Here is an 18,141-nt window from a genome sequence, read left to right on the forward strand (position 1 = left end):
ATGGACTTGACTCAGGTTTCCTCCTCCTCTTCTTCTGCTTCACGCGCCGACAAGGCGTTTGCGAGCAGCACGCCCGAACTCCCGAACTTCGACGAACGGCCGTTCCTGAAACGCCTGGGTATCGTCGACTGGCTGTTCGCGCTCGCGCTCGTCGGGGGCGCCGGGTTCGCGCTGTCGCGCTATTACCCGTTCATGAACTACTACGACAAACTGGTGCTGATGTGCTCGGTGCCGGTTTTCGTCGTGCTCGGCTGGCGCTGGAAGCCGGTGCGTCCGCTGATGGTCGGAATCGCCGCGCTGTCGCTGCTCGCAATCCAGATCTACCACGGCGATCTGAGCCGCGCCGACAACGCTTTCTTCCTCAAGTATTTCCTGTCGAGCCAGTCCGCGATCCTGTGGATGAGCGCGCTCTTCGTATTCGCGACCGGGTTCTACTGGATCGCGCTGCTGTCGCGCTCGCCGACCGGCGCCGCGATCGGCTCGACGATGACGTGGGCGGCGGTGCTGATGGGCTTCGTCGGCATGATGGTGCGCTGGTACGAGTCGTATCTGATCGGCGCGGACGTCGGCCATATTCCGATTTCGAACCTCTATGAAGTGTTCGTGCTGTTCAGCCTGATCACCGCGCTGTTCTATCTGTACTACGAGCAGCACTACAACACGCGCGCGCTCGGCGCGTTCGTGTTGCTCGTGATCAGCGCAGCCGTCGGCTTCCTGATGTGGTACTCGGTCGCGCGCGACGCGCAGCAGATCCAGCCGCTCGTGCCGGCGCTGCAAAGCTGGTGGATGAAGATTCACGTGCCGGCGAACTTCATCGGCTATGGCAGCTTCGCGCTGTCGGCGATGGTCGGCGTCGCATATCTGGCGAAGGAACGCGGCGTGCTCGCGGATCGTCTGCCGGCGCTCGACGTGCTCGACGACGTGATGTACAAGTCGATCGCGGTCGGCTTCGCGTTCTTCACGATCGCGACGATTCTCGGCGCGCTGTGGGCCGCCCAAGCCTGGGGCGGCTACTGGAGCTGGGACCCGAAGGAGACGTGGGCGCTGATCGTGTGGCTGAACTACGCGGCCTGGCTGCACATGCGTATGATGAAGGGCCTGCGCGGCGCGCTCGCCGCGTGGTGGGCGCTGACCGGGCTGCTGGTCACGAGCTTCGCGTTCCTCGGCGTGAACATGTTCCTGTCGGGCTTGCATAGCTACGGCAAGCTGTAAGATCCGCCGCGCTGAACCGACTAAGAACCGCCGCGTGCTTTCGCACCGGCGGTTTTTTTATGGCCGATGGAATATTCGTTGCTCCCCGGTGTTCGCCAGTCGAGCACCAGAGCAACTACCCATGGATGACAGACGCCCCCAAAGGGGCGATCATCAATAAGGCTCCGCAACGCGCGCGACGCGGCGGGCCGGCAAGGAGTAGCACGATGTGGATCAAGCGAAGCGACAGAATTCAACTGACCGGCGATGACATCGCGCGCAGCGAAATCGCGCCGCGGCACGTGTTCGAGAACCGGCGACGCATCCTGCAGGCGGCGGGCGCGATGGCGCTCGGCGGCCTGATCGGCGTGAGCGGCGAGGCGCTCGCGACCTACTCGTCGCCCGATCCGAAGGCGCAGAAGCTCGCGGCGAAAACCAACACCAGGTTCGTCGCGCTCGACAAGATCACGCCGTACAAGGACATCACCACCTACAACAATTTCTACGAGTTCGGCACCGATAAATCCGACCCCTCGCAGCGCGCGGGCACGTTGCGGCCGCATCCGTGGAAGGTGAGCGTCGAGGGCGAGATCAAGAATCCGAAGGTGTACGACATCGACGATCTGCTGAAGCTCGCGCCGCTCGAGGAGCGTGTGTACCGGCATCGCTGCGTCGAAGGTTGGTCGATCGTGGTGCCGTGGATCGGCGTCTCGCTGTCGGAGCTGATCAAACGCGTCGAACCGACCGGCAATGCAAAGTACGTGCAGTTCATCACGCTCGCCGATCCGTCGCAGATGCCAGGGTTGTCGGCACCCATACTCGATTGGCCTTACTCCGAAGGCCTGCGGATGGACGAGGCGATGCATCCGCTGACGCTACTGACGATGGGCCTCTACGGCCAGGTGCTGCCGAATCAGAACGGCGCGCCGGTGCGCGTCGTGGTGCCGTGGAAGTACGGCTTCAAGAGCGCGAAGTCGCTCGTGAAAATCCGCTTCGTCGAGAAGCAGCCGCCGACGAGCTGGAACACGTACGCGTCGAACGAATATGGGTTTTATTCGAACGTGAATCCGAATGTCGATCATCCGCGCTGGAGTCAAGCCACTGAACGGCGCATCGGCGAAGACGGCTTTTTCACGCCGAAACGCAAGACGCTGATGTTCAACGGTTACGGCGATCAGGTCGCGTCGCTCTATCAGGGCATGGACCTGAAGAAGAACTTCTAGGGCGAGCGCGATGGTTTCCGATACGCAAACTGTCACCCGCACCGAGCCTGCGACGCGGCGGATGGCGTCGGCGGCGAAGCCGCGTTCCACCGGCGGCGCGCGCTGGGTCGTGCCCACCAAAGTCGCAGTCTTCATCGCGGCGCTCTATCCTCTCGCGCGCCTCGTGCTGTTCGGCCTGACCGACCGGCTCGGCGCGAATCCGATTGAATTCATCACACGCTCGACCGGCCTGTGGACGCTCGTGTTCCTGTGCATCACGCTCGCGGTGACGCCGCTACGCCGTCTGACCGGCGTCGCCGCGTTCGTGCGTTTGCGCCGCATGCTCGGGCTCTACACGTTCTTCTACGCGACGCTGCATTTCACCACGTACCTGTGGTTCGACAAGTGGTTCGATGTTGCGGAGATTCTGAAGGACATCGGCAAGCGGCCGTTCATCACGGTGGGCTTCGCCGCGTTCGTGCTGCTGATCGCGCTCGCGGTCACGTCGCCGCGCGCGATGGTGCGCAAGCTCGGACGTCGCTGGCAGACGCTGCATCGCGCGATCTATGCGATCGGCGTGCTCGCGATCCTGCATTTCTGGTGGATGAAGGCGGGCAAGCACGACCTGCTGCTGCCGAAGATCTACGGCGCGGTGATGATCGCGTTGCTGGGATGGCGGCTGGTGGTGTGGATACGTGAGCGGAGGATGGGAACGCGCCGACGATGATGGCGAGTTTATTGGCGTCACGCTGTTTCAAATAAAAATGGCGATGCCACCGTGGCATCGCCATTTTCGTTGCTGCGCTCGACCTTCGCGCTCTGCCGCAGGTACCGACGTTTACGCCGGCAGTATCGTTTCATCCGCAAACAGCTGCTTGAGCTCTTCGCGCGCGCGAACCACATGCGCCTGTGTACCATCCACCATCACCTCGGCGGCGCGCGCACGGGTGTTGTAGTTCGAGCTCATCACGAAGCCGTACGCGCCGGCCGAGCGGATCGCGAGCAGATCGCCGGGTTCGACCGCGAGCAGCCGCTCGCGGCCGAGCCAGTCGCCGCTTTCGCAGACCGGGCCGACCACGTCGTACACATGCGCGGGGACGTCGCGCTTCACGACCGGCTCGATGGCGTGATAGGCGTCGTACATCGCGGGGCGCGCGAGATCGGTCATCGCCGCGTCGACGATCGCGAAGTTCTTGTCCTCGCCCGGCTTCAGAAACTCGAGACGTGTGAGCAGCACGCCCGCATTGCCGACCAGCGAGCGGCCCGGCTCGAAATAGACTTCGCGGTGACCGTGGCCGCGCGCTTCGATGCGATCGAGCACCGTGCGCACGAACTCACCGATTTCCGGCGGCGTTTCGTCGTCGTAGGTGATGCCCAGACCGCCGCCGACGTCGATATGGCGAATCGACACGCCGTCCTGCTCGATCTGCTCGACGAGTTCCAGCACCTTGTCGATCGCGTCGAGATAGGGCGCGACTTCGGTGATCTGCGAGCCAATATGGCAGTCGATGCCGATCACCTCGAGATTCGACATCGCCGCGGCCGCCTGGTAGGTGGCACGCGCATCTTCGAACGCGACGCCGAACTTGTTGGTCTTGAGTCCGGTGGAAATGTACGGATGCGTTTTCGCATCGACATCGGGATTCACGCGCAGCGACACCGGCGCTTTCTTGCCCATCTCGCCCGCCACCGAATTGAGGCGGTCGAGTTCGGGAATCGATTCGACGTTGAAGCATTTGACGCCCGCCGCGAGCGCGTCGCGCATTTCGCTTGCCTGCTTGCCAACGCCCGAAAACACGGTGTTTTCCGCTTTGCCGCCAGCCGCGAGCACGCGCGCGAGCTCGCCGCCCGACACGATGTCGAAGCCCGCGCCGAGGCGCGCGAACACGTTCAGCACCGCGAGATTGCTGTTGGCCTTGACGGCCACGTGCACGCTCGCGCGACGCCCCGCGCAGGCGCCCGCATAGGCGTTCCACGCAGCGGTGAGCGCGGCGCGTGAATAGACGTAGAGCGGCGTGCCGAACTGCTCGGCGAGGGAAACGGCGGACACGCCTTCGGCGTGCAATACGCCGTCGACGTAGTCAAATGCGGATCGAGTCATGCGAAAGTCTTATTGAACGGAAGGGACGGCAGAGGCGGGCAGCGGCACTGCGGGAGCCGATGCCGCCGAAGCGGGCGGCGCCGCGAGCTGGTCTTCGGGGGCGAGCGTGAGCGGCGTGCCCGAGGTGTCCGGGATCGAACCCGTGTCGGCCGCGCTGCCGCTAGCCGGTTGGCTTCGATCGGTCGATGGCGTTTGCGTGCGGTGAGCCGGCGGGGCAGGCATCGGCGGTACGGTCGGCAGATAGAGTGCACCGCGTTGGCCGCAGCCGGTAAGCGCACAACCTGCGAGAATGACTAAAACCGCTACAATCGCGCGGCCGGGCGCTGCCGCGCGCATCCGAGTTACGACTCGCATGACTGTCCCTGAATGAATAATCGATGGAGTTTAGCATGTCCGATAGTGATTACCTGACCCGTGCGGAAGCCGTGCTGGCCGCCATCGAGAGCGCGCTCGACGACATCGACGCCGACATCGAGCTCGAGCGCAGCGGCAACGTTTTGACGCTCGAATTCGAGAACCGCACGAAGATCATCGTCAACCTTCAGCCGCCGCTGAGCGAGATCTGGATCGCGGCGAAGGCCGGCGGTTTCCACTTCCGTTTCGTCGACGGTGAATGGCGCGACACGCGCAGCGGCGCGGAGTTTTTCGCGGCGCTGTCGCAGTATGCGACGCAGCAGGCTGGCGAGCCGGTGCGGATCGCCGCGCTATGAGCGCGGTGTAATAAGCGCGAGACGCTCTCAAAACAAAACCGCCGCGTAACGAACGCGGCGGTTTTTTCTTTTCTAGCGGGACATCGACGCAGCCTCAGTGCCCGCGGAACAGATTCATGATGTCCTGCTTTTCCTGTTCGCCAACCTGTTCCGGAGCGGCGGCTGCCGCGCTCGCCTCCGCATCGAGCGTCGCCTGACTGACGCCGACCGTCGCGATGAAACCGTGGCCCGGTGTGAACTCGTCGAAATAAAGCTCCGAGCCGATTTCGCTGACGTCGTCGGGGCGTGGCATCTTGTACTCGGGCACCCCCTTCAGCGCGCGTCCCATGTACTCGATCCACACCGGCAGCGCCAGGCCGCCGCCGGTTTCCTTGTCGCCGAGGCTGCGCGGGTTGTCGTAGCCGATCCACGCGATCGCGGTGAGCGTGTGCTGATAGCCGGCGAACCACGCGTCGCGGGAATCGTTGGTCGTGCCGGTCTTGCCGGCGAGATCGGTGCGCTTGAGCACGTTGCTCTTCGCCCCGGTGCCGTGCTGCGCGACGCTTTGCAGCAGGCTGTTCATCACGTAGGCGTTGCGCGGTTGGATCGCGAACGGCGCGCTTTGCCCGGCCACGAGCGGCTGCGCGTGCGCGACGACGATGCCGCGCTGATCGGTGACCTCCGCGATCAGATACGGATTGATCCGGTAGCCGCCGTTGGCGAACACCGAGAACGCGCCGGCCATTTGCAGCGGCGTCACGAGGCCCGCGCCGAGCGCCATCGGCAGATAGGCGGGATGGCGGTCCGCGTCGAAGCCGAACCGCGTGATGTATTGCTGCGCGTACTTCGGGCCGATCTGGTTCAGGATGCGGATCGACACGAGGTTCTTCGATTTCTGCAGCGCGGTGCGCATCGTCATCGGACCGTCGAAGCCGCCGCCGTAGTTTTTCGGCTCCCACGCCTGGCCGCCGGTTTCGGCGGCGCTGAAGAAGAGCGGCGCGTCGTTGATGATCGTGGCGGGCCCGAGGCCCTTTTCGAGCGACGCCGAATAGATGAACGGCTTGAAGCTGGAGCCCGGCTGACGCCACGCCTGCGTCACGTGATTGAACTTGTTCTTGTTGAAGTCGAAGCCGCCGACCAGCGAGCGGATCGCACCGTCCTGCGGCACCACCGAGATGAACGCGCCTTCCACCTGGGGCAATTGCGTGATCGACCAGTCGCCCTCGTCGTTCTTCACGAGCCGCACGATCGCGCCGGGCCGGATGCGCTGATTCGGCTGCGCGCGAGGGCCGAGCGCGAACTGCGCATAGCGCAGGCCGTCGCCCTGAATGGTCGCGACATTGCCGTCGATGAACGCCGCCTGGACCTGCTTCGGGCTCGCCGCCGTGACGACGGCCGCGATGATTTCGCCATTGTCGGGATGTTCGAGCAGCGCGTCGTCGATGGCCTGCTCGCGCTCGTCGGCGTCGGCCGGCAGATCGATGAACGCCTCCGGGCCGCGATAGCCGTGACGGCGCTCGTAGTCCATCAGGCCTTTGCGCACCGCGTGGTAGGCGACGTCCTGATCGGCCGAGTCGATCGTGGTCACGACGTTCAGGCCGCGCGTGTAGGCTTCCTCGCGATACTGCGCGTACATCATCTGCCGCACCATTTCCGCGACGTATTCCGCGTGCACGCTGTACTCCTTGCCCATGCCCTTCACGACGAGCCGCTGCCGGCTCGCCTCGTCGTACTGTTCCTGAGTGATGTAGTGCAATTCGTACATGCGCTGCAGGATGTACTCCTGGCGCACCTTCGCACGCTTCGGATTGACGACCGGGTTATACGCGGAGGGCGCCTTCGGCAGACCGGCGAGCATCGCCGATTCGGCGAGCGTCAGGTCCTTCAGATCCTTGCCGAAGTACACGCGCGCGGCACTCGCGAAACCGTACGCGCGCTGACCGAGATAGATCTGATTCATGTACACCTCGAGAATCTGATCCTTGCTCAGCTTCGACTCGATCTTGTACGCGAGCAGCATCTCGTAGATCTTGCGCGTGTACGTCTTCTCGCTGGACAGAAAGAAATTGCGCGCGACCTGCATCGTGATCGTGCTCGCGCCTTGCGTCGCATGTCCGTTGGTCAGCGCGACGATGCCGGCTCGCGCGATGCCGGTGAGGTCGACGCCACCGTGCTCATAGAAGCGCGCGTCCTCGATCGCGAGGATCGCTTTCTTCAGGCTGTCGGGCACGTCCTGGATGTGCACGATGTCGCGTCGCTCCGCGCCGAATTCGCCGATCAGCACGTGGTCGGCCGTATAGATTCGCAGCGGCACTTTGGGCTGATAGTCGGTCAATGCATCGAGTGACGGCAGGTTCGGCGTCGCGACGACGAGCGCATAGCCGAGCACCAGCGCCACGCATACGATGCCCGCCACGATCAACCCGACAAAGCCAAGTATCAGTTTCAGCCATAACGGACGTTTGCGCTTCTTCGGCGCGGGCGGTGGGGACGCAGGAGACGTGGCTTGCATAGGAGTACCGGAAAAACAGTCCCGCGATTATAGCCGCCAGGGTTTTTCTGCTTTCGACAAGCTTACGAATAACGTGCAATCGGCACACGCCAGGCGGCGCGGGAATGACTTCGCTGTAGTCCCAACTGTAGTCGCTTTGATGTCGCTCGGGGCGGCTTCGCATCCGCGTTAGCCATTCGGCTGAATGTCGTTAGGACGCGCGTCTGCCGACAATGATCCCTCGTTACTCGCGTTCGAATGGTTCGTCGCGTGAGTCAGAGGGAGGGCGGTATGGCCTATAAAAATTCGTGGCTTCAGGCGGTGCGGGAGGGCCGGCAGCGTTTCGCCGCCGGCATCGATGTCGGTTCGCAAAACGTGCGTCTCGTCGTGGTGAGTCAACGCGCCCGGGGCGCGCTGCATCTCGAACATATGAGCACGGTGCCGTTCGCGGCCGGCACCATGGCGGGCGCCGAGATCGTCGATCGGCAGGCCGTCGCGCGGGCGTTGCGCGATGCGTTCGCCGGTTTGCCGCGCGTATGCGCGACGCACGCGCTGCGCTGCGCGATGGCCGTGCCTTCGTCGGCCACGCTGACGACGACAGTGCCGCTCGCGCGGCTCGCCGCTCAGAGCGACTGCGAGGCGGAGGACGGCGGCGTTGCGCTCGCCGGACTTGCGCCCGCGGTGATGGGAGAGGCGGAGCGCATCGCCGGCCTCGAGCGTCATGCGCTCGCGGTCGACTGGTACGTCGACGAGACGCCGTCGCCGGTGCGCTCGGTCAAGATCGCCGCGACCGCGCGTCAGCATCTCGAAGCGCGGATCGAATGCGCCGCGACCGCAGGGATTTCGCTGTCCGCGATCGATGGCGAACCGCACGCGGCATTGCGCGCGCTGCGCCACGCGGCCAGTCGCGAGCTCGACCCGAACGAGCCGTACGCGGCGGTGTGGGTCGGTACGGACGGCGTGTACGGCTGGAGCGTCGTCGATGGCGCGAGCGTCGGCGAGACGCGCTACCCGGCGCCGGAGCATGCCGATCTCGCCGACGCGTTGCGCGATCTCATGCGCGGGCCGGAGTTCGACTGCGCGCTGATTGGCGGCGAAATCGATCTGCTCGACGGCGTCGGCTTTTCACTCGCCGATATTGGCGACGTGCTCGGCTGCTCGGCGCTGCCGTTCGAATGCGCGCTGCTCGGCAGCCACGCGCGGCCGCTCGACGACGCCTTGCTGCACGAGCCGGCTGGCGCGGTCGCGTTTGGGCTCGCGTTGCGCGGGGTGCTGGAATGAAGGCCGTTCTGTCGTTTTCGTCTGGCGTCGCCGCGAGTGCCGATCAGCGCGCCGCTGTACCGTGGCTGGGCGGCTTCAATCTGCTGCCGTATCGCCAACGCAACGCGCGACTCGCGCGGCGCCGCTGTATGCGCGACTGGGCTGTGGCTGCTTGTGTCGGTGCCGCGGGTGTGTCGCTCGTCGCCGGTTGGCAGAGCTTCGCCGCAGCGCGACTCGATGCGCGGCGCGCGGCGGCCGGGCAGGCGCTGACTCCGCTCGCCGTGCCGCTCGCGGAGCACGCGAAGCTGTCGCGGGCCGAACAGGATGAGCGCGAAGCCGCGGCGCGCGCCGCGAGTCTCGCGAGGCCGCTCGCACATCTGCGCGATCTGCTCGACGCGCTGAGCTTCGAACCCGGCGATCGCGTCGTGTTGCGGCAGCTGCGCCAGCGCGAGTACGAGACTGAATTGCTGGCGACTTCGAGTGACCATATCGCGTCGGCTGAGTGGCTCAAGCGGCTCGGCGCGATCCACGGCGTGCAGGGCGCGGAGATGCGTGATCTGCATCGGCCGACGGGGAAGGGCGGCGCGTCGACGGAACAGGCGATAGGCGGACCCGTGGAGTTCGATGCGCGCCTGCGCTGGGGCGATCCGCCGCACAAAGCGACGCGCGCCCTGAAGGCCGCAGCAACGGGAGGTGCGCGATGAGCACGACCTTTTTCGAGGCGGGTGGTGCGGCGCATGGATCCGCGGGTTTTTCGCGCTGGGTCAAGCAGGCGCGTATGCCGCTCGAGGCGTGGAGCCGGCGCCGTCGCTGGCTCGTCGCGGCGACGCTTGCCGCGCTCGTGTTCGGCGTCGGCGCGTACGGCTGGAACGCGGCTGATCTCGCCGGACTGGAAGCGAGCCGCGCGGCGCTCGCGGTCAGCACGCAGCGTCTCGCACACGCGCGGCACACGCTCGCACAGCTGCCGTCGCTGCGCCGTGCAGCCGCGGCGATGCCGGCCACGGCGTCGAGCGCCGTGTCGTGGAACTCCGCCGACGACGTGCGCATCGTCTCCGAGCTGGCCACGCAAAGCGGCGTCGCGCTGCTTGCGGTGGAACCGGGCGCGGCGAGCGGCGAGGGCGTCGAGCGGATGCGCGTGCTGCAGCTCACCGCGCGCACCGACTTCGTTCACCTGATGGCGTTTTTCCACGGGCTCGCGCAACTGCCGGTGCTGATCGTTCCCGTCGACGTGACCGTCAAGCAGGACGGCAAAGGGCTCGCGGTGGCCGCGACGCTGCAGGTGTACGCCGCGCTGCGACCGGTGCCCGACACCCCGGCTGCGAGCGCCGAGGCGAGCCCTGACGCCGACGAGGCTGCCGACGATGACGACGAAGGCCTCGTGTTTTTCGATCCGTTTGCGAAGTCGCAGATCTCCGCGAGCGGCGAGCTGGGCGATGCTTCCGAGTTGCGCCTTGTCGGTTTGCTGCGCGATCGTACCCGCGGGCTCGCGCTGCTCGACACGCCAGACGGCACGACGACGGTCGCGGCCGGGCAACGACTGGGCGTCGAGCGGGTCACACAGCTCGACGCGCTTGGCATTACGCTCGCGAACGGCGGCGCGACGCGCACGCTGACGCTGACGGAGGCGTCATGATGCGCCCGCTCAAGCGATGGAGCGTCGCGACGCTGGGTGTCGGACGCGAGGTCCGCGTCGTCTCCGGACGGTGTTTCGGGCTCTACGTCGCCGCGACGCTGGGTGCCGGCGTCGCACAGGCAGCGACGCCACTGCTGCCGCCGCCGTTGCCGACTTACGCGGCGCTCGACGACCCGGCCGTATCGGCCAACACCGCCTACGAGACGGCGCCGCTGCCGAGCGGCGGCATCGGCCAGGCGGCGAATCCGTTCGGCGATGTTTCCACGCCAGGCGCGGCCCAGGAGCCGGACACGCTCCAGCCGGCCGCGCGTTCCGCGATAGCGCCCGACGCTTCCCCGGACGACCTCGCCAACGGCCCGATGCCGCCGCCTTCGCCAGGACAACCCGCCACCCCGGCTCGCGACGACAGTGCCGGCACGCCTGGTCTCGAAGGCCCGCCGGTCCCGCTGCCGCCGCGGCCGCGCCTCGCCGACGCATCGGCGAGTGCGGACTCGGGCCTTCCCGCGGGCAACGAGCCGATCTCGCTGAACTTTCAGCGTGCGCAACTTGGCGCGGTCCTGAAAGCGTTCGCCGAGTTCACCGGCCTGAACATCGTCGCCAGCGACAAAGTGCGCGGCGCCGTGTCGATACGTCTCGACAAGGTGCCGTGGCGCACCGCGTTCGACACCTTGCTCGACGTCAACAATCTGGCGATGGAGCGCCACGGCAACGTAATCTGGGTCGCGCCTGCCGCCGAGCTCGCCGCGCGCGAACGTCAGCGCTTCGAAGCCCACGCGCGCGCCGCGGACCTCGAGCCGCTCGCGAGCCGCACGTTCGAGCTGCACTACGCGCATGCCGAGGACGTGCGTCGCCTGCTGACCGGTTCCGGCACGCAGCGCGTGCTGTCCAAACGTGGCGCCGTCACCGCTGATCCGCGCACCAACCTGCTGTTCGTCACCGATCTCGCGGGGCGGCTCGAGCAGATCGCGACGCTGATCGCTTCCGTCGACCGGCCGACTCGCCAGGTGCTGATCGAGGCTCAGATCGTCGAAGGCGACCAAGGCTTTTCGCGCAATCTCGGGGTGCGGCTGTCGCTCGCCGGCACCAGTGCGGACGGTACGTCGAGAGGGCTGACGGGTGGGACGGACGGCTCCGTGTACGATCTGTCGGCCCGACCGATCTCCGGATTCGATGCCGCGACCGCCGGCCTCACGCTGTTCGCGGCTCACGCGACCCGGCTGCTGAATATCGAACTCTCGGCGCTCGAGTCCGAAGGGCATGGGAAAATCGTGTCGAGCCCACGGGTCGTCACCGCGGACCGGATGAAGGCGATCGTCGAGCAGGGCACCGAGCTGCCGTATCAGGCGAAGGTCGGCCAGGGCGTATCGGGCGTGCAGTTTCGCCGGGCGACGCTCAAACTGGAGGTCGAGCCGCAGATCATGCCGGATGGCCGCGTGGTGCTCGATCTCGACGTCGCGAAGGACAGCGTCGGCGAGCAGACCGACGCCGGGCCCGCGATCAACACCAAGCACGTGCAAACGCGCGTCGAGGTCGAGGACGGTGGTACGGTGTCGATCGGCGGAATTTACGAGACCGACGACCGTGACGACGTCGAGCGGGTGCCCCTCCTCGGCAAAATACCGGTTCTGGGCGCATTGTTCCGCCATCGGACTCATCGCGACACGCGTAGCGAACTGGCGGTTTTCATCACGCCGCGCGTGGTGCGGGAAAATTAGGGCATATAGGGCACGCATGCACCGCCGTCCGCCGGCGGCGCGCAGGCTCGACAAGGCAGCCGCTTTGCCAGTAAGCTGCGGCACGAACTACACCGGATTAGCCAGAGGACACCGTTGCAAGCGCGGGACGCACACGCCAATGTTTTTTTCGTAGGGCTCATGGGGGCAGGAAAAACCACTGTGGGTCGGGCGGTTGCGCGCCGTCTCGAGCGCCCGTTCTTCGATTCCGACCATGAAATCGAGGCGCGCACGGGCGCGCGCATTCCCGTGATCTTCGAGCTCGAGGGCGAAGCGGGCTTTCGCGATCGCGAAGCGAGCGTGATCTCCGAGCTGACCGGGCGCGACAATATCGTGCTCGCGACCGGCGGCGGTGCAGTCCTGCGGCCGGAAAACCGCGAAGCGTTGAAAAGCCGTGGCCTCGTGATCTATCTGCGCGCCAATCCGCATGACCTGTGGCTGCGCACGCGGCGCGACAAGAATCGCCCGCTGCTGCAAACGGAAGACCCCAAGGCGCGCCTCGAAGCGCTCTATGAAGTGCGCGACCCGCTGTACCGCGAATGCGCGCACTTCGTGATCGAAACCGGCCGGCCCTCGGTCAACGGACTCGTCAACATGGTTCTGATGCAGCTCGAGATGGCCGGCGTCGCCAAACATCCTGCTTCATAATGGACCGTATGATTACCGTCAACGTCGAACTGGGCGAGCGCGCCTACCCCATCCATATCGGTGCCGGCCTGATCGGCCAGACCGCGCTGTTCGCGCCGCATATCGCCGGCAACTCGGTCACGATCGTCACCAATAGCACCGTCGATCCGCTCTACGGCGACAAGCTGCGCGCAGCGCTTGCGCCGCTGAATAAGCAGGTGTCCACGGTGGTTTTGCCGGACGGCGAAGCACACAAGAATCTGCAGACGCTGAACCTGATCTTCGACGCGCTGCTCGGCTCGCGCGCCGACCGCAAGACCACGCTGATCGCGCTCGGTGGCGGTGTGATCGGCGACATGACCGGGTTTGCCGCCGCCTGCTACATGCGCGGCGTGCCGTTCATCCAGGTGCCGACCACGTTGCTGTCGCAGGTGGATTCGTCGGTCGGCGGCAAGACCGGCATCAATCATCCGCTGGGCAAGAATATGATCGGCGCGTTCTACCAGCCTCGGGCGGTGATCGCTGACATCGGCGCATTGCGTACGTTGCCCGAACGCGAACTCGCGGCGGGCATCGCCGAGGTCATCAAGACCGGCGCAATCGCCGACGCCGGATTCTTCACCTGGATCGAGGCCAATATCGAGGCTTTGAACCGCTGCGAACCGCAGGCGTTGACTGAAGCAGTCAAACGCTCGTGCGAGATCAAGGCGTCGGTGGTGGCGCAGGACGAGCGCGAAGGTGGTCTGCGCGCGATCCTCAACTTCGGTCACACGTTCGGCCACGCGATCGAAGCCGGACTCGGCTATGGCGAGTGGCTGCACGGCGAGGCGGTCGGCTGCGGAATGGTGATGGCGGCGGATCTGTCGGTGAGGCTCGGCCATCTCGATGAAGCGTCGCGCAAGCGGCTCGTCGACGTCGTGCTTGCCGCGCATCTGCCCACTCGTGCTCCCGCGCTCGGCGCGGATCGTTACATCGAGCTGATGCAGATCGACAAGAAGGCGGAAGCCGGCGCGATCAAGTTCATTCTGCTGAAGCGTTTCGGTGAGACACTGATCACCCGCGCGCCCGACGCCGACGTGCATGCGACGCTGGCCGCCGCCGTCTAGATTCAACACGGCCCTGCAGCCACGCTTCACGCACCCGCGTCACGAGGCGCCGCCCATGTTTCGGAGGACCCGGTGACTGACAGGCGCAGCGACGATATCCAGCATGACACGACGAGCGCGCGCGCAGGCGCCGGGAACGGCGTCATCGCCGCCACGGTCAGCACCGCGGATGCCGCTGCCGCGGTTGCCACACCCGCCGCCCCCGCGCCGACCCAGCAGGCGCTCGAAGCGCATCTCGCGCCGTACGCGGCGCATTCGAGCCAGTCGCGTGGGCGTCGCTATGCGGAAACCGCGCCGAGCGCGCGTACCGAGTTTCAGCGCGACCGCGACCGCATCGTCCACTCGACCGCATTCCGGCGGCTCGAATACAAGACTCAGGTATTCGTCAACCACGAGGGCGACCTGTTTCGCACGCGCCTCACCCATAGCCTCGAAGTTGCGCAGATCGCGCGCTCGGTTGCGCGCAATCTGCGCGTCAATGAAGATCTCGTCGAAGCGATTTCGCTGGCGCACGATCTCGGCCATACGCCGTTCGGCCATGCCGGCCAGGATGCGTTGAACGAATGCATGCGCGAGCATGGCGGTTTCGAGCACAACCTGCAGAGCCTCACGGTCGTCGACGAACTTGAAGAGCACTACGGAGCGTTCAATGGGTTGAACCTGTGCTTCGAGACGCGCGAGGGCATTCTCAAGCACTGCTCACGCGACAACGCGCGCCGGCTCGGGACATTGGGCGAGCGCTTTCTCGAAGGGCGGCAACCGTCGCTCGAAGCGCAGATCGCCAACGTCGCCGACGAAATCGCGTACAACAATCACGACGTCGACGACGGTCTGCGCTCCGGTCTGCTGTCGCTCGAGCAGCTCGCCGAAGTGGAACTCTGGCAGACGCACTGCGAGGCGGCGCGCGGCGACTATCCGCAGATCGAGGGGCGTCGGCTGATTCACGAGACGGTGCGGCGCGTGATCAATACGCTGATCGTCGATCTGATCGAAACGACGCGGGCCAATCTCGCGCGCTACGCGCCGGCGTCACTCGACGACGTGCGCGCGGCGCCCCCGCTCGTCGCGCACAGTGATGCGATCGCCGCGCAGGCCGCGGCGCTCAAGCGCTTCCTGTTCAGAAACATGTACCGTCACTATCGCGTGATGCGCATGGCCAACAAGGCACGCCGCGTCGTGGTCGGCCTGTTCGACGCGTTCACCGACGACCCGCGGCTGCTGCCGCCGGACTATCAGTCGGCCGATGCGACGCGTCAGCCGCGTTTGATCGCGCATTACATCGCGGGGATGACCGATCGTTACGCGCTGAAGGAGTATCGGCGGCTGTTCGTGATCGACGATAACTAGCCGCTGGCGGCTGGGCGCGGCAAGGGGTGTAACGTTCAGCGTTGCCGCATCGAAGCGGCCGTCGCGCCCCCTTGCCAGCACCGTCAAACCGGGCAAGCCAGTGTCATCGCGAACGGGACGCGAACAGCGCCCCCAGCACCAGCGCAAGCCCGCCGACGATCGCAATCGTCTGCCACGGATTTTCATGCACGTAGTGATCGGCGTCCGAGATCGCGACGCCCGCCCGATCGCGCATCGCGTCGCGCGTGTCGTTCAGCCGCTCGCGCGCGGCGTCCAACTGTTTGCGCAGCCTGCCGCGCAGGGCCACGGCGTCGGCCTGCGTGCCGTCGGCCAAGGTCGATTCGAGTTCCGACAGCAGGGTGCGCAACTCGACCGCGATATCTTCGGCCGCGTGGCGGCTGTGGCGAGCGATGCGCCGCGCGCGGCGACTCGCGCTGGTCCAGGATTCGCCGAGGGCGTCTCGCGTATTTGGAAGTGCTGTCATGGTCGCTCCGTCGATGAGTTGAAAGGCCCCGCGCATCGTCGCGCGGACACGCTATGCGTAGACGCAGTATCACGTCGTCGCATAGGAAACGCCATCTAAACGCAACTTCGATGCCAAGCGCTGCATTGCCGGCACCGCTGCACGCGTGCGGCTCGCGACAGGATGGGGCGTGCCCGTATCGTCGCCGGATTTTGCACATGGACGCGCCGAATTCGCGTCAAATTTACAAACGCTGATGCCGGATGACGCTGCCATCCCGATGCAACAGAGACGCCAAATGCAAACGCCGTGATCGGTTCGATGACGGCGTTCCCCAGGTCGCGAAAATTCGACTACCCTAATTCAAGCTACCTGCTTTAGCGAAGCGTTAGAAACGGTAACCGACGTTGACGTAAGTGACGATCGGGTTCAGCTTGATCTTGGTTTGCGATTGCACGGTCAGCGTGCCGACCGGCGTGGCCGATGCCGAACTGAGCTTTGCGGTCGTGCTGAGCGGCAGGTACGAGATCGACACGCCGGCGAACCAATGCTGATTGAAGGCGTACGTGAAGCCCGCATTAAACACGGGTTCCCACGAACTATCCGTCGACACACTGGTCGGACCATGCAGAACGTTGGCTTCGAATGCGCTGTTGGAAATGTGTTCGTCGGTGAACCAGATGCGGCTCACACCGAGACCGAGATACGGGCGGAACGAAGCGGTCGGCGCGTTGAAGTAGTACTTGAACAGCAGCGTCGGGCTCCACTGTTTGGCCTGCCCGAGCTTGCCGAACTGCGCGAAGCTGCCCGTGCCGAACAGATCGAAAGTAGGGGGGACGCCAATGACGAATTCGGTTGCGATATGGTCGGTGACGAAGTAGCCGGCGGTGAAACCGATGGTATCGGCCGAACTCAGCGAGGCGCCGGTGTTGGCTTCGGTGATGTTGGTTGGGCTACCGCCAATGCTGGTCACGGTCAGTGGGTCGCTGCTCGATTGGGGCGCCAGATGGAACCAGCCCGTCGAGAAGTAAATGGTGCCGGCCGATTGTGCGTGCGCTACCGTGCTCATGCAGGCTAGCACTGCCATCCCCGTTACGGCCTGTTTTAATTTCATATGTGCTCCTCCAAAAAAGGCCCGCTCATTATGACTACAACGTTTGAAACAAACCATACGCGGCGGTTAGAGTTTTCTCCCTAAGCACCGCGTGGTTTCTGGCTTGGCCGCATGGCGCCGAACCTTGCGCCCATGCGGCTCTTCGGACCTTCGGGTATATACCAACGCGACTATTGGACACTCCAGCATGGCACGGCTTGCACGTCTTTATGTCCCCGACCAGCCGCAGCACGTCATCCTCCGCGGGCTCGACCAGCAGCCCGCCTTCGTCGACGACCAGGACTACGAGCTTTTCATCGACTGTCTGAAGGCGGCCTCCCGGGACCATCACCTTTCCATCCACGCTTACGCCTTGATGCCGGGCGCCGTGCAACTGCTCGTCACGCCCACCGAGGAGTCGAGCCTGCCCAAGGCGATGCAGGCCGTCGGGCGGCGTTATGTCGCGCACTTCAACCGGCGCTATGCGCGTCGCGGCACCTTGTGGGAAGGCCGTTACCGGGCCACCGTGATCGAGGGTGAGCGCTACTTCCTGCTTGCGAGCCGGGTTGTGGAAATGTGTCCGGTGCGCTTGCAGCTGGTCAACGCGGCCGAGGATTATCGCTGGTCGAGCTACCGTCATCACATCGGCCTCACCCTCGACAGTCTGATCACGGATCACCCCCTTTACTGGTCGCTCGGCAATACGCCGTTCGAGCGACAGCGTGCTTATCGCGAACTGTGCGAGCAGCCGCTCGACGAGCGCGAGGCAAGTCAGCTTCAGCAAGCCACGTTGAAGGGCTGGGTGCTCGGCAGCGACACGTACCGCGAATGGGCGGCGCGCGCCGCCAACCGACGTGTGTCACCCCTACCGCGTGGCCGGCCACGCAAGGTGCGCGAGACGCCGCATACGCAGTGAGGCGGCGGCAGGGCGATACCCCGGCGGCGCCGATAGAGCCGCTTTAAATCCGATTAAAGTGTTTTGCATCAAGGGACTGCATGAAGACGGCACGTCGGATGCCGTTTTCTTTTGCCCCAAATTGATGTGGCACCAATAAAAAATAACCGCACTGCACCAATTTGATAATCGGGGGCTGATCATTAGGTTTTATTTGCTATTTCCTTGATTCGTCGCGTATATTCCGATTTCCGACGCTTTTCGTCCCGCGCAGTCTTGCTGCGAGAAGAGCGCCGTCGTGGTCCCGAAG

The 18,141-nt window shown here is 65.1% G+C and carries 17 protein-coding genes; 12 read left to right on the forward strand and 5 right to left on the reverse strand.

What is annotated here, in order from left to right:
- The 3 genes from ccsB to msrQ all read left to right on the forward strand — a co-directional run bounded on the left by ccsB (position 1) and on the right by msrQ (position 3,120).
- On the forward strand, positions 1–1,212 hold the full coding sequence (ccsB, locus tag HDG34_RS30555) for a c-type cytochrome biogenesis protein CcsB (protein ID WP_184065481.1): 1,212 nt from the start codon (positions 1–3) through the stop codon (positions 1,210–1,212).
- 206 nt (positions 1,213–1,418) lie between these two features.
- Complete coding sequence (gene msrP / locus HDG34_RS30560) at positions 1,419–2,414, forward strand: protein-methionine-sulfoxide reductase catalytic subunit MsrP (protein WP_184065483.1); 996 nt, start codon at positions 1,419–1,421, stop codon at positions 2,412–2,414.
- Positions 2,415–2,424: 10 nt separating this feature from the next.
- Complete coding sequence (msrQ, locus tag HDG34_RS30565) at positions 2,425–3,120, forward strand: protein-methionine-sulfoxide reductase heme-binding subunit MsrQ (RefSeq protein ID WP_184065486.1); 696 nt, start codon at positions 2,425–2,427, stop codon at positions 3,118–3,120.
- Between the two features lie 111 nt (positions 3,121–3,231).
- On the opposite strand, the gene lysA is transcribed toward msrQ, so the two are convergent.
- Positions 3,232–4,494 (reverse strand): diaminopimelate decarboxylase, encoded by a 1,263-nt coding sequence (lysA, locus tag HDG34_RS30570; RefSeq protein ID WP_184065489.1) that lies wholly within the window; start codon positions 4,492–4,494, stop codon positions 3,232–3,234.
- A gap of 9 nt (positions 4,495–4,503) precedes the next feature.
- The gene (gene lptM, locus HDG34_RS30575) at positions 4,504–4,848 is read right to left on the reverse strand and encodes an LPS translocon maturation chaperone LptM (protein ID WP_184035642.1); all 345 of its coding nucleotides are present in this window, start codon (positions 4,846–4,848) and stop codon (positions 4,504–4,506) included.
- 35 nt (positions 4,849–4,883) lie between these two features.
- Between lptM and cyaY the strand changes: the two genes are divergently transcribed.
- Entirely contained in the window at positions 4,884–5,204 is a 321-nt protein-coding gene (gene cyaY, locus HDG34_RS30580; protein ID WP_184065492.1) for an iron donor protein CyaY, read from the forward strand.
- A gap of 94 nt (positions 5,205–5,298) precedes the next feature.
- Here cyaY and HDG34_RS30585 read toward each other — a convergent pair whose 3' ends face one another.
- Positions 5,299–7,695, reverse strand: coding sequence for a penicillin-binding protein 1A (locus HDG34_RS30585; protein WP_184065495.1), 2,397 nt, complete (start codon positions 7,693–7,695; stop codon positions 5,299–5,301).
- Positions 7,696–7,965: 270 nt separating this feature from the next.
- Between HDG34_RS30585 and pilM the strand changes: the two genes are divergently transcribed.
- From pilM to HDG34_RS30620, 7 genes are all read left to right on the forward strand, one after another.
- Positions 7,966–8,955 carry a pilus assembly protein PilM gene (gene pilM / locus HDG34_RS30590; RefSeq protein WP_184065498.1) on the forward strand — a complete coding sequence of 330 codons (990 nt, stop codon included), beginning with the start codon at positions 7,966–7,968 and terminating at the stop codon, positions 8,953–8,955.
- A complete protein-coding gene (locus HDG34_RS30595) occupies positions 8,952–9,638 on the forward strand; it encodes a fimbrial assembly protein (protein WP_184065501.1) in 687 nt (228 codons plus the stop codon). The genes pilM and HDG34_RS30595 overlap by 4 nt, the downstream gene beginning before the upstream one ends.
- Positions 9,635–10,567: a hypothetical protein gene (locus tag HDG34_RS30600; protein ID WP_184065504.1), complete on the forward strand. Its 933-nt coding sequence runs from the start codon at positions 9,635–9,637 to the stop codon at positions 10,565–10,567. The genes HDG34_RS30595 and HDG34_RS30600 overlap by 4 nt, the downstream gene beginning before the upstream one ends.
- A complete protein-coding gene (gene pilQ / locus HDG34_RS30605; protein WP_184065507.1) occupies positions 10,564–12,282 on the forward strand; it encodes a type IV pilus secretin PilQ in 1,719 nt (572 codons plus the stop codon). Before HDG34_RS30600 ends, pilQ begins: the two co-directional genes overlap by 4 nt.
- A gap of 114 nt (positions 12,283–12,396) precedes the next feature.
- Complete coding sequence (locus HDG34_RS30610) at positions 12,397–12,948, forward strand: shikimate kinase (RefSeq protein WP_090802131.1); 552 nt, start codon at positions 12,397–12,399, stop codon at positions 12,946–12,948.
- Positions 12,948–14,033, forward strand: a complete 1,086-nt coding sequence (gene aroB, locus HDG34_RS30615) for a 3-dehydroquinate synthase (RefSeq protein ID WP_184065510.1) — start codon at positions 12,948–12,950, stop codon at positions 14,031–14,033. Before HDG34_RS30610 ends, aroB begins: the two co-directional genes overlap by 1 nt.
- Positions 14,034–14,177: 144 nt before the next feature.
- On the forward strand, positions 14,178–15,380 hold the full coding sequence (locus HDG34_RS30620; protein WP_311734890.1) for a deoxyguanosinetriphosphate triphosphohydrolase: 1,203 nt from the start codon (positions 14,178–14,180) through the stop codon (positions 15,378–15,380).
- Between the two features lie 103 nt (positions 15,381–15,483).
- Here the strand turns inward: HDG34_RS30620 and HDG34_RS30625 are convergent, their stop codons facing one another.
- A complete protein-coding gene (locus tag HDG34_RS30625) occupies positions 15,484–15,864 on the reverse strand; it encodes a YqjD family protein (protein ID WP_090802126.1) in 381 nt (126 codons plus the stop codon).
- A gap of 367 nt (positions 15,865–16,231) precedes the next feature.
- On the reverse strand, positions 16,232–16,957 hold the full coding sequence (locus HDG34_RS30630; protein WP_184065515.1) for an OmpW family protein: 726 nt from the start codon (positions 16,955–16,957) through the stop codon (positions 16,232–16,234).
- 187 nt (positions 16,958–17,144) lie between these two features.
- On the opposite strand from HDG34_RS30630, the gene HDG34_RS30635 reads away from it, so the two are divergent.
- Positions 17,145–17,852 (forward strand): transposase, encoded by a 708-nt coding sequence (locus tag HDG34_RS30635; protein ID WP_013090727.1) that lies wholly within the window; start codon positions 17,145–17,147, stop codon positions 17,850–17,852.
- The last annotated feature ends 289 nt before the right edge of the window (positions 17,853–18,141 follow it).

The organism is Paraburkholderia sp. HC6.4b, from assembly GCF_014200875.1.
Classification (GTDB): Bacteria; Pseudomonadota; Gammaproteobacteria; order Burkholderiales; family Burkholderiaceae; genus Paraburkholderia; species Paraburkholderia tuberum.

Excerpts from the sequence above, each read along its gene's own strand:
- ccsB (WP_184065481.1), top strand. The coding sequence starts at position 1 with ATGGACTTGACTCAGGTTTCCTCCTCCTCTTCTTCTGCTTCACGCGCC.
- msrP (WP_184065483.1), top strand. The coding sequence starts at position 1,419 with ATGTGGATCAAGCGAAGCGACAGAATTCAACTGACCGGCGATGACATC.
- msrQ (WP_184065486.1), top strand. The coding sequence starts at position 2,425 with ATGGTTTCCGATACGCAAACTGTCACCCGCACCGAGCCTGCGACGCGG.
- lysA (WP_184065489.1), bottom strand. The coding sequence starts at position 4,494 with ATGACTCGATCCGCATTTGACTACGTCGACGGCGTATTGCACGCCGAA.
- lptM (WP_184035642.1), bottom strand. The coding sequence starts at position 4,848 with ATGCGAGTCGTAACTCGGATGCGCGCGGCAGCGCCCGGCCGCGCGATT.
- cyaY (WP_184065492.1), top strand. The coding sequence starts at position 4,884 with ATGTCCGATAGTGATTACCTGACCCGTGCGGAAGCCGTGCTGGCCGCC.
- HDG34_RS30585 (WP_184065495.1), bottom strand. The coding sequence starts at position 7,695 with ATGCAAGCCACGTCTCCTGCGTCCCCACCGCCCGCGCCGAAGAAGCGC.
- pilM (WP_184065498.1), top strand. The coding sequence starts at position 7,966 with ATGGCCTATAAAAATTCGTGGCTTCAGGCGGTGCGGGAGGGCCGGCAG.
- HDG34_RS30595 (WP_184065501.1), top strand. The coding sequence starts at position 8,952 with ATGAAGGCCGTTCTGTCGTTTTCGTCTGGCGTCGCCGCGAGTGCCGAT.
- HDG34_RS30600 (WP_184065504.1), top strand. The coding sequence starts at position 9,635 with ATGAGCACGACCTTTTTCGAGGCGGGTGGTGCGGCGCATGGATCCGCG.
- pilQ (WP_184065507.1), top strand. The coding sequence starts at position 10,564 with ATGATGCGCCCGCTCAAGCGATGGAGCGTCGCGACGCTGGGTGTCGGA.
- aroB (WP_184065510.1), top strand. The coding sequence starts at position 12,948 with ATGGACCGTATGATTACCGTCAACGTCGAACTGGGCGAGCGCGCCTAC.
- HDG34_RS30625 (WP_090802126.1), bottom strand. The coding sequence starts at position 15,864 with ATGACAGCACTTCCAAATACGCGAGACGCCCTCGGCGAATCCTGGACC.
- HDG34_RS30630 (WP_184065515.1), bottom strand. The coding sequence starts at position 16,957 with ATGAAATTAAAACAGGCCGTAACGGGGATGGCAGTGCTAGCCTGCATG.
- HDG34_RS30635 (WP_013090727.1), top strand. The coding sequence starts at position 17,145 with ATGGCACGGCTTGCACGTCTTTATGTCCCCGACCAGCCGCAGCACGTC.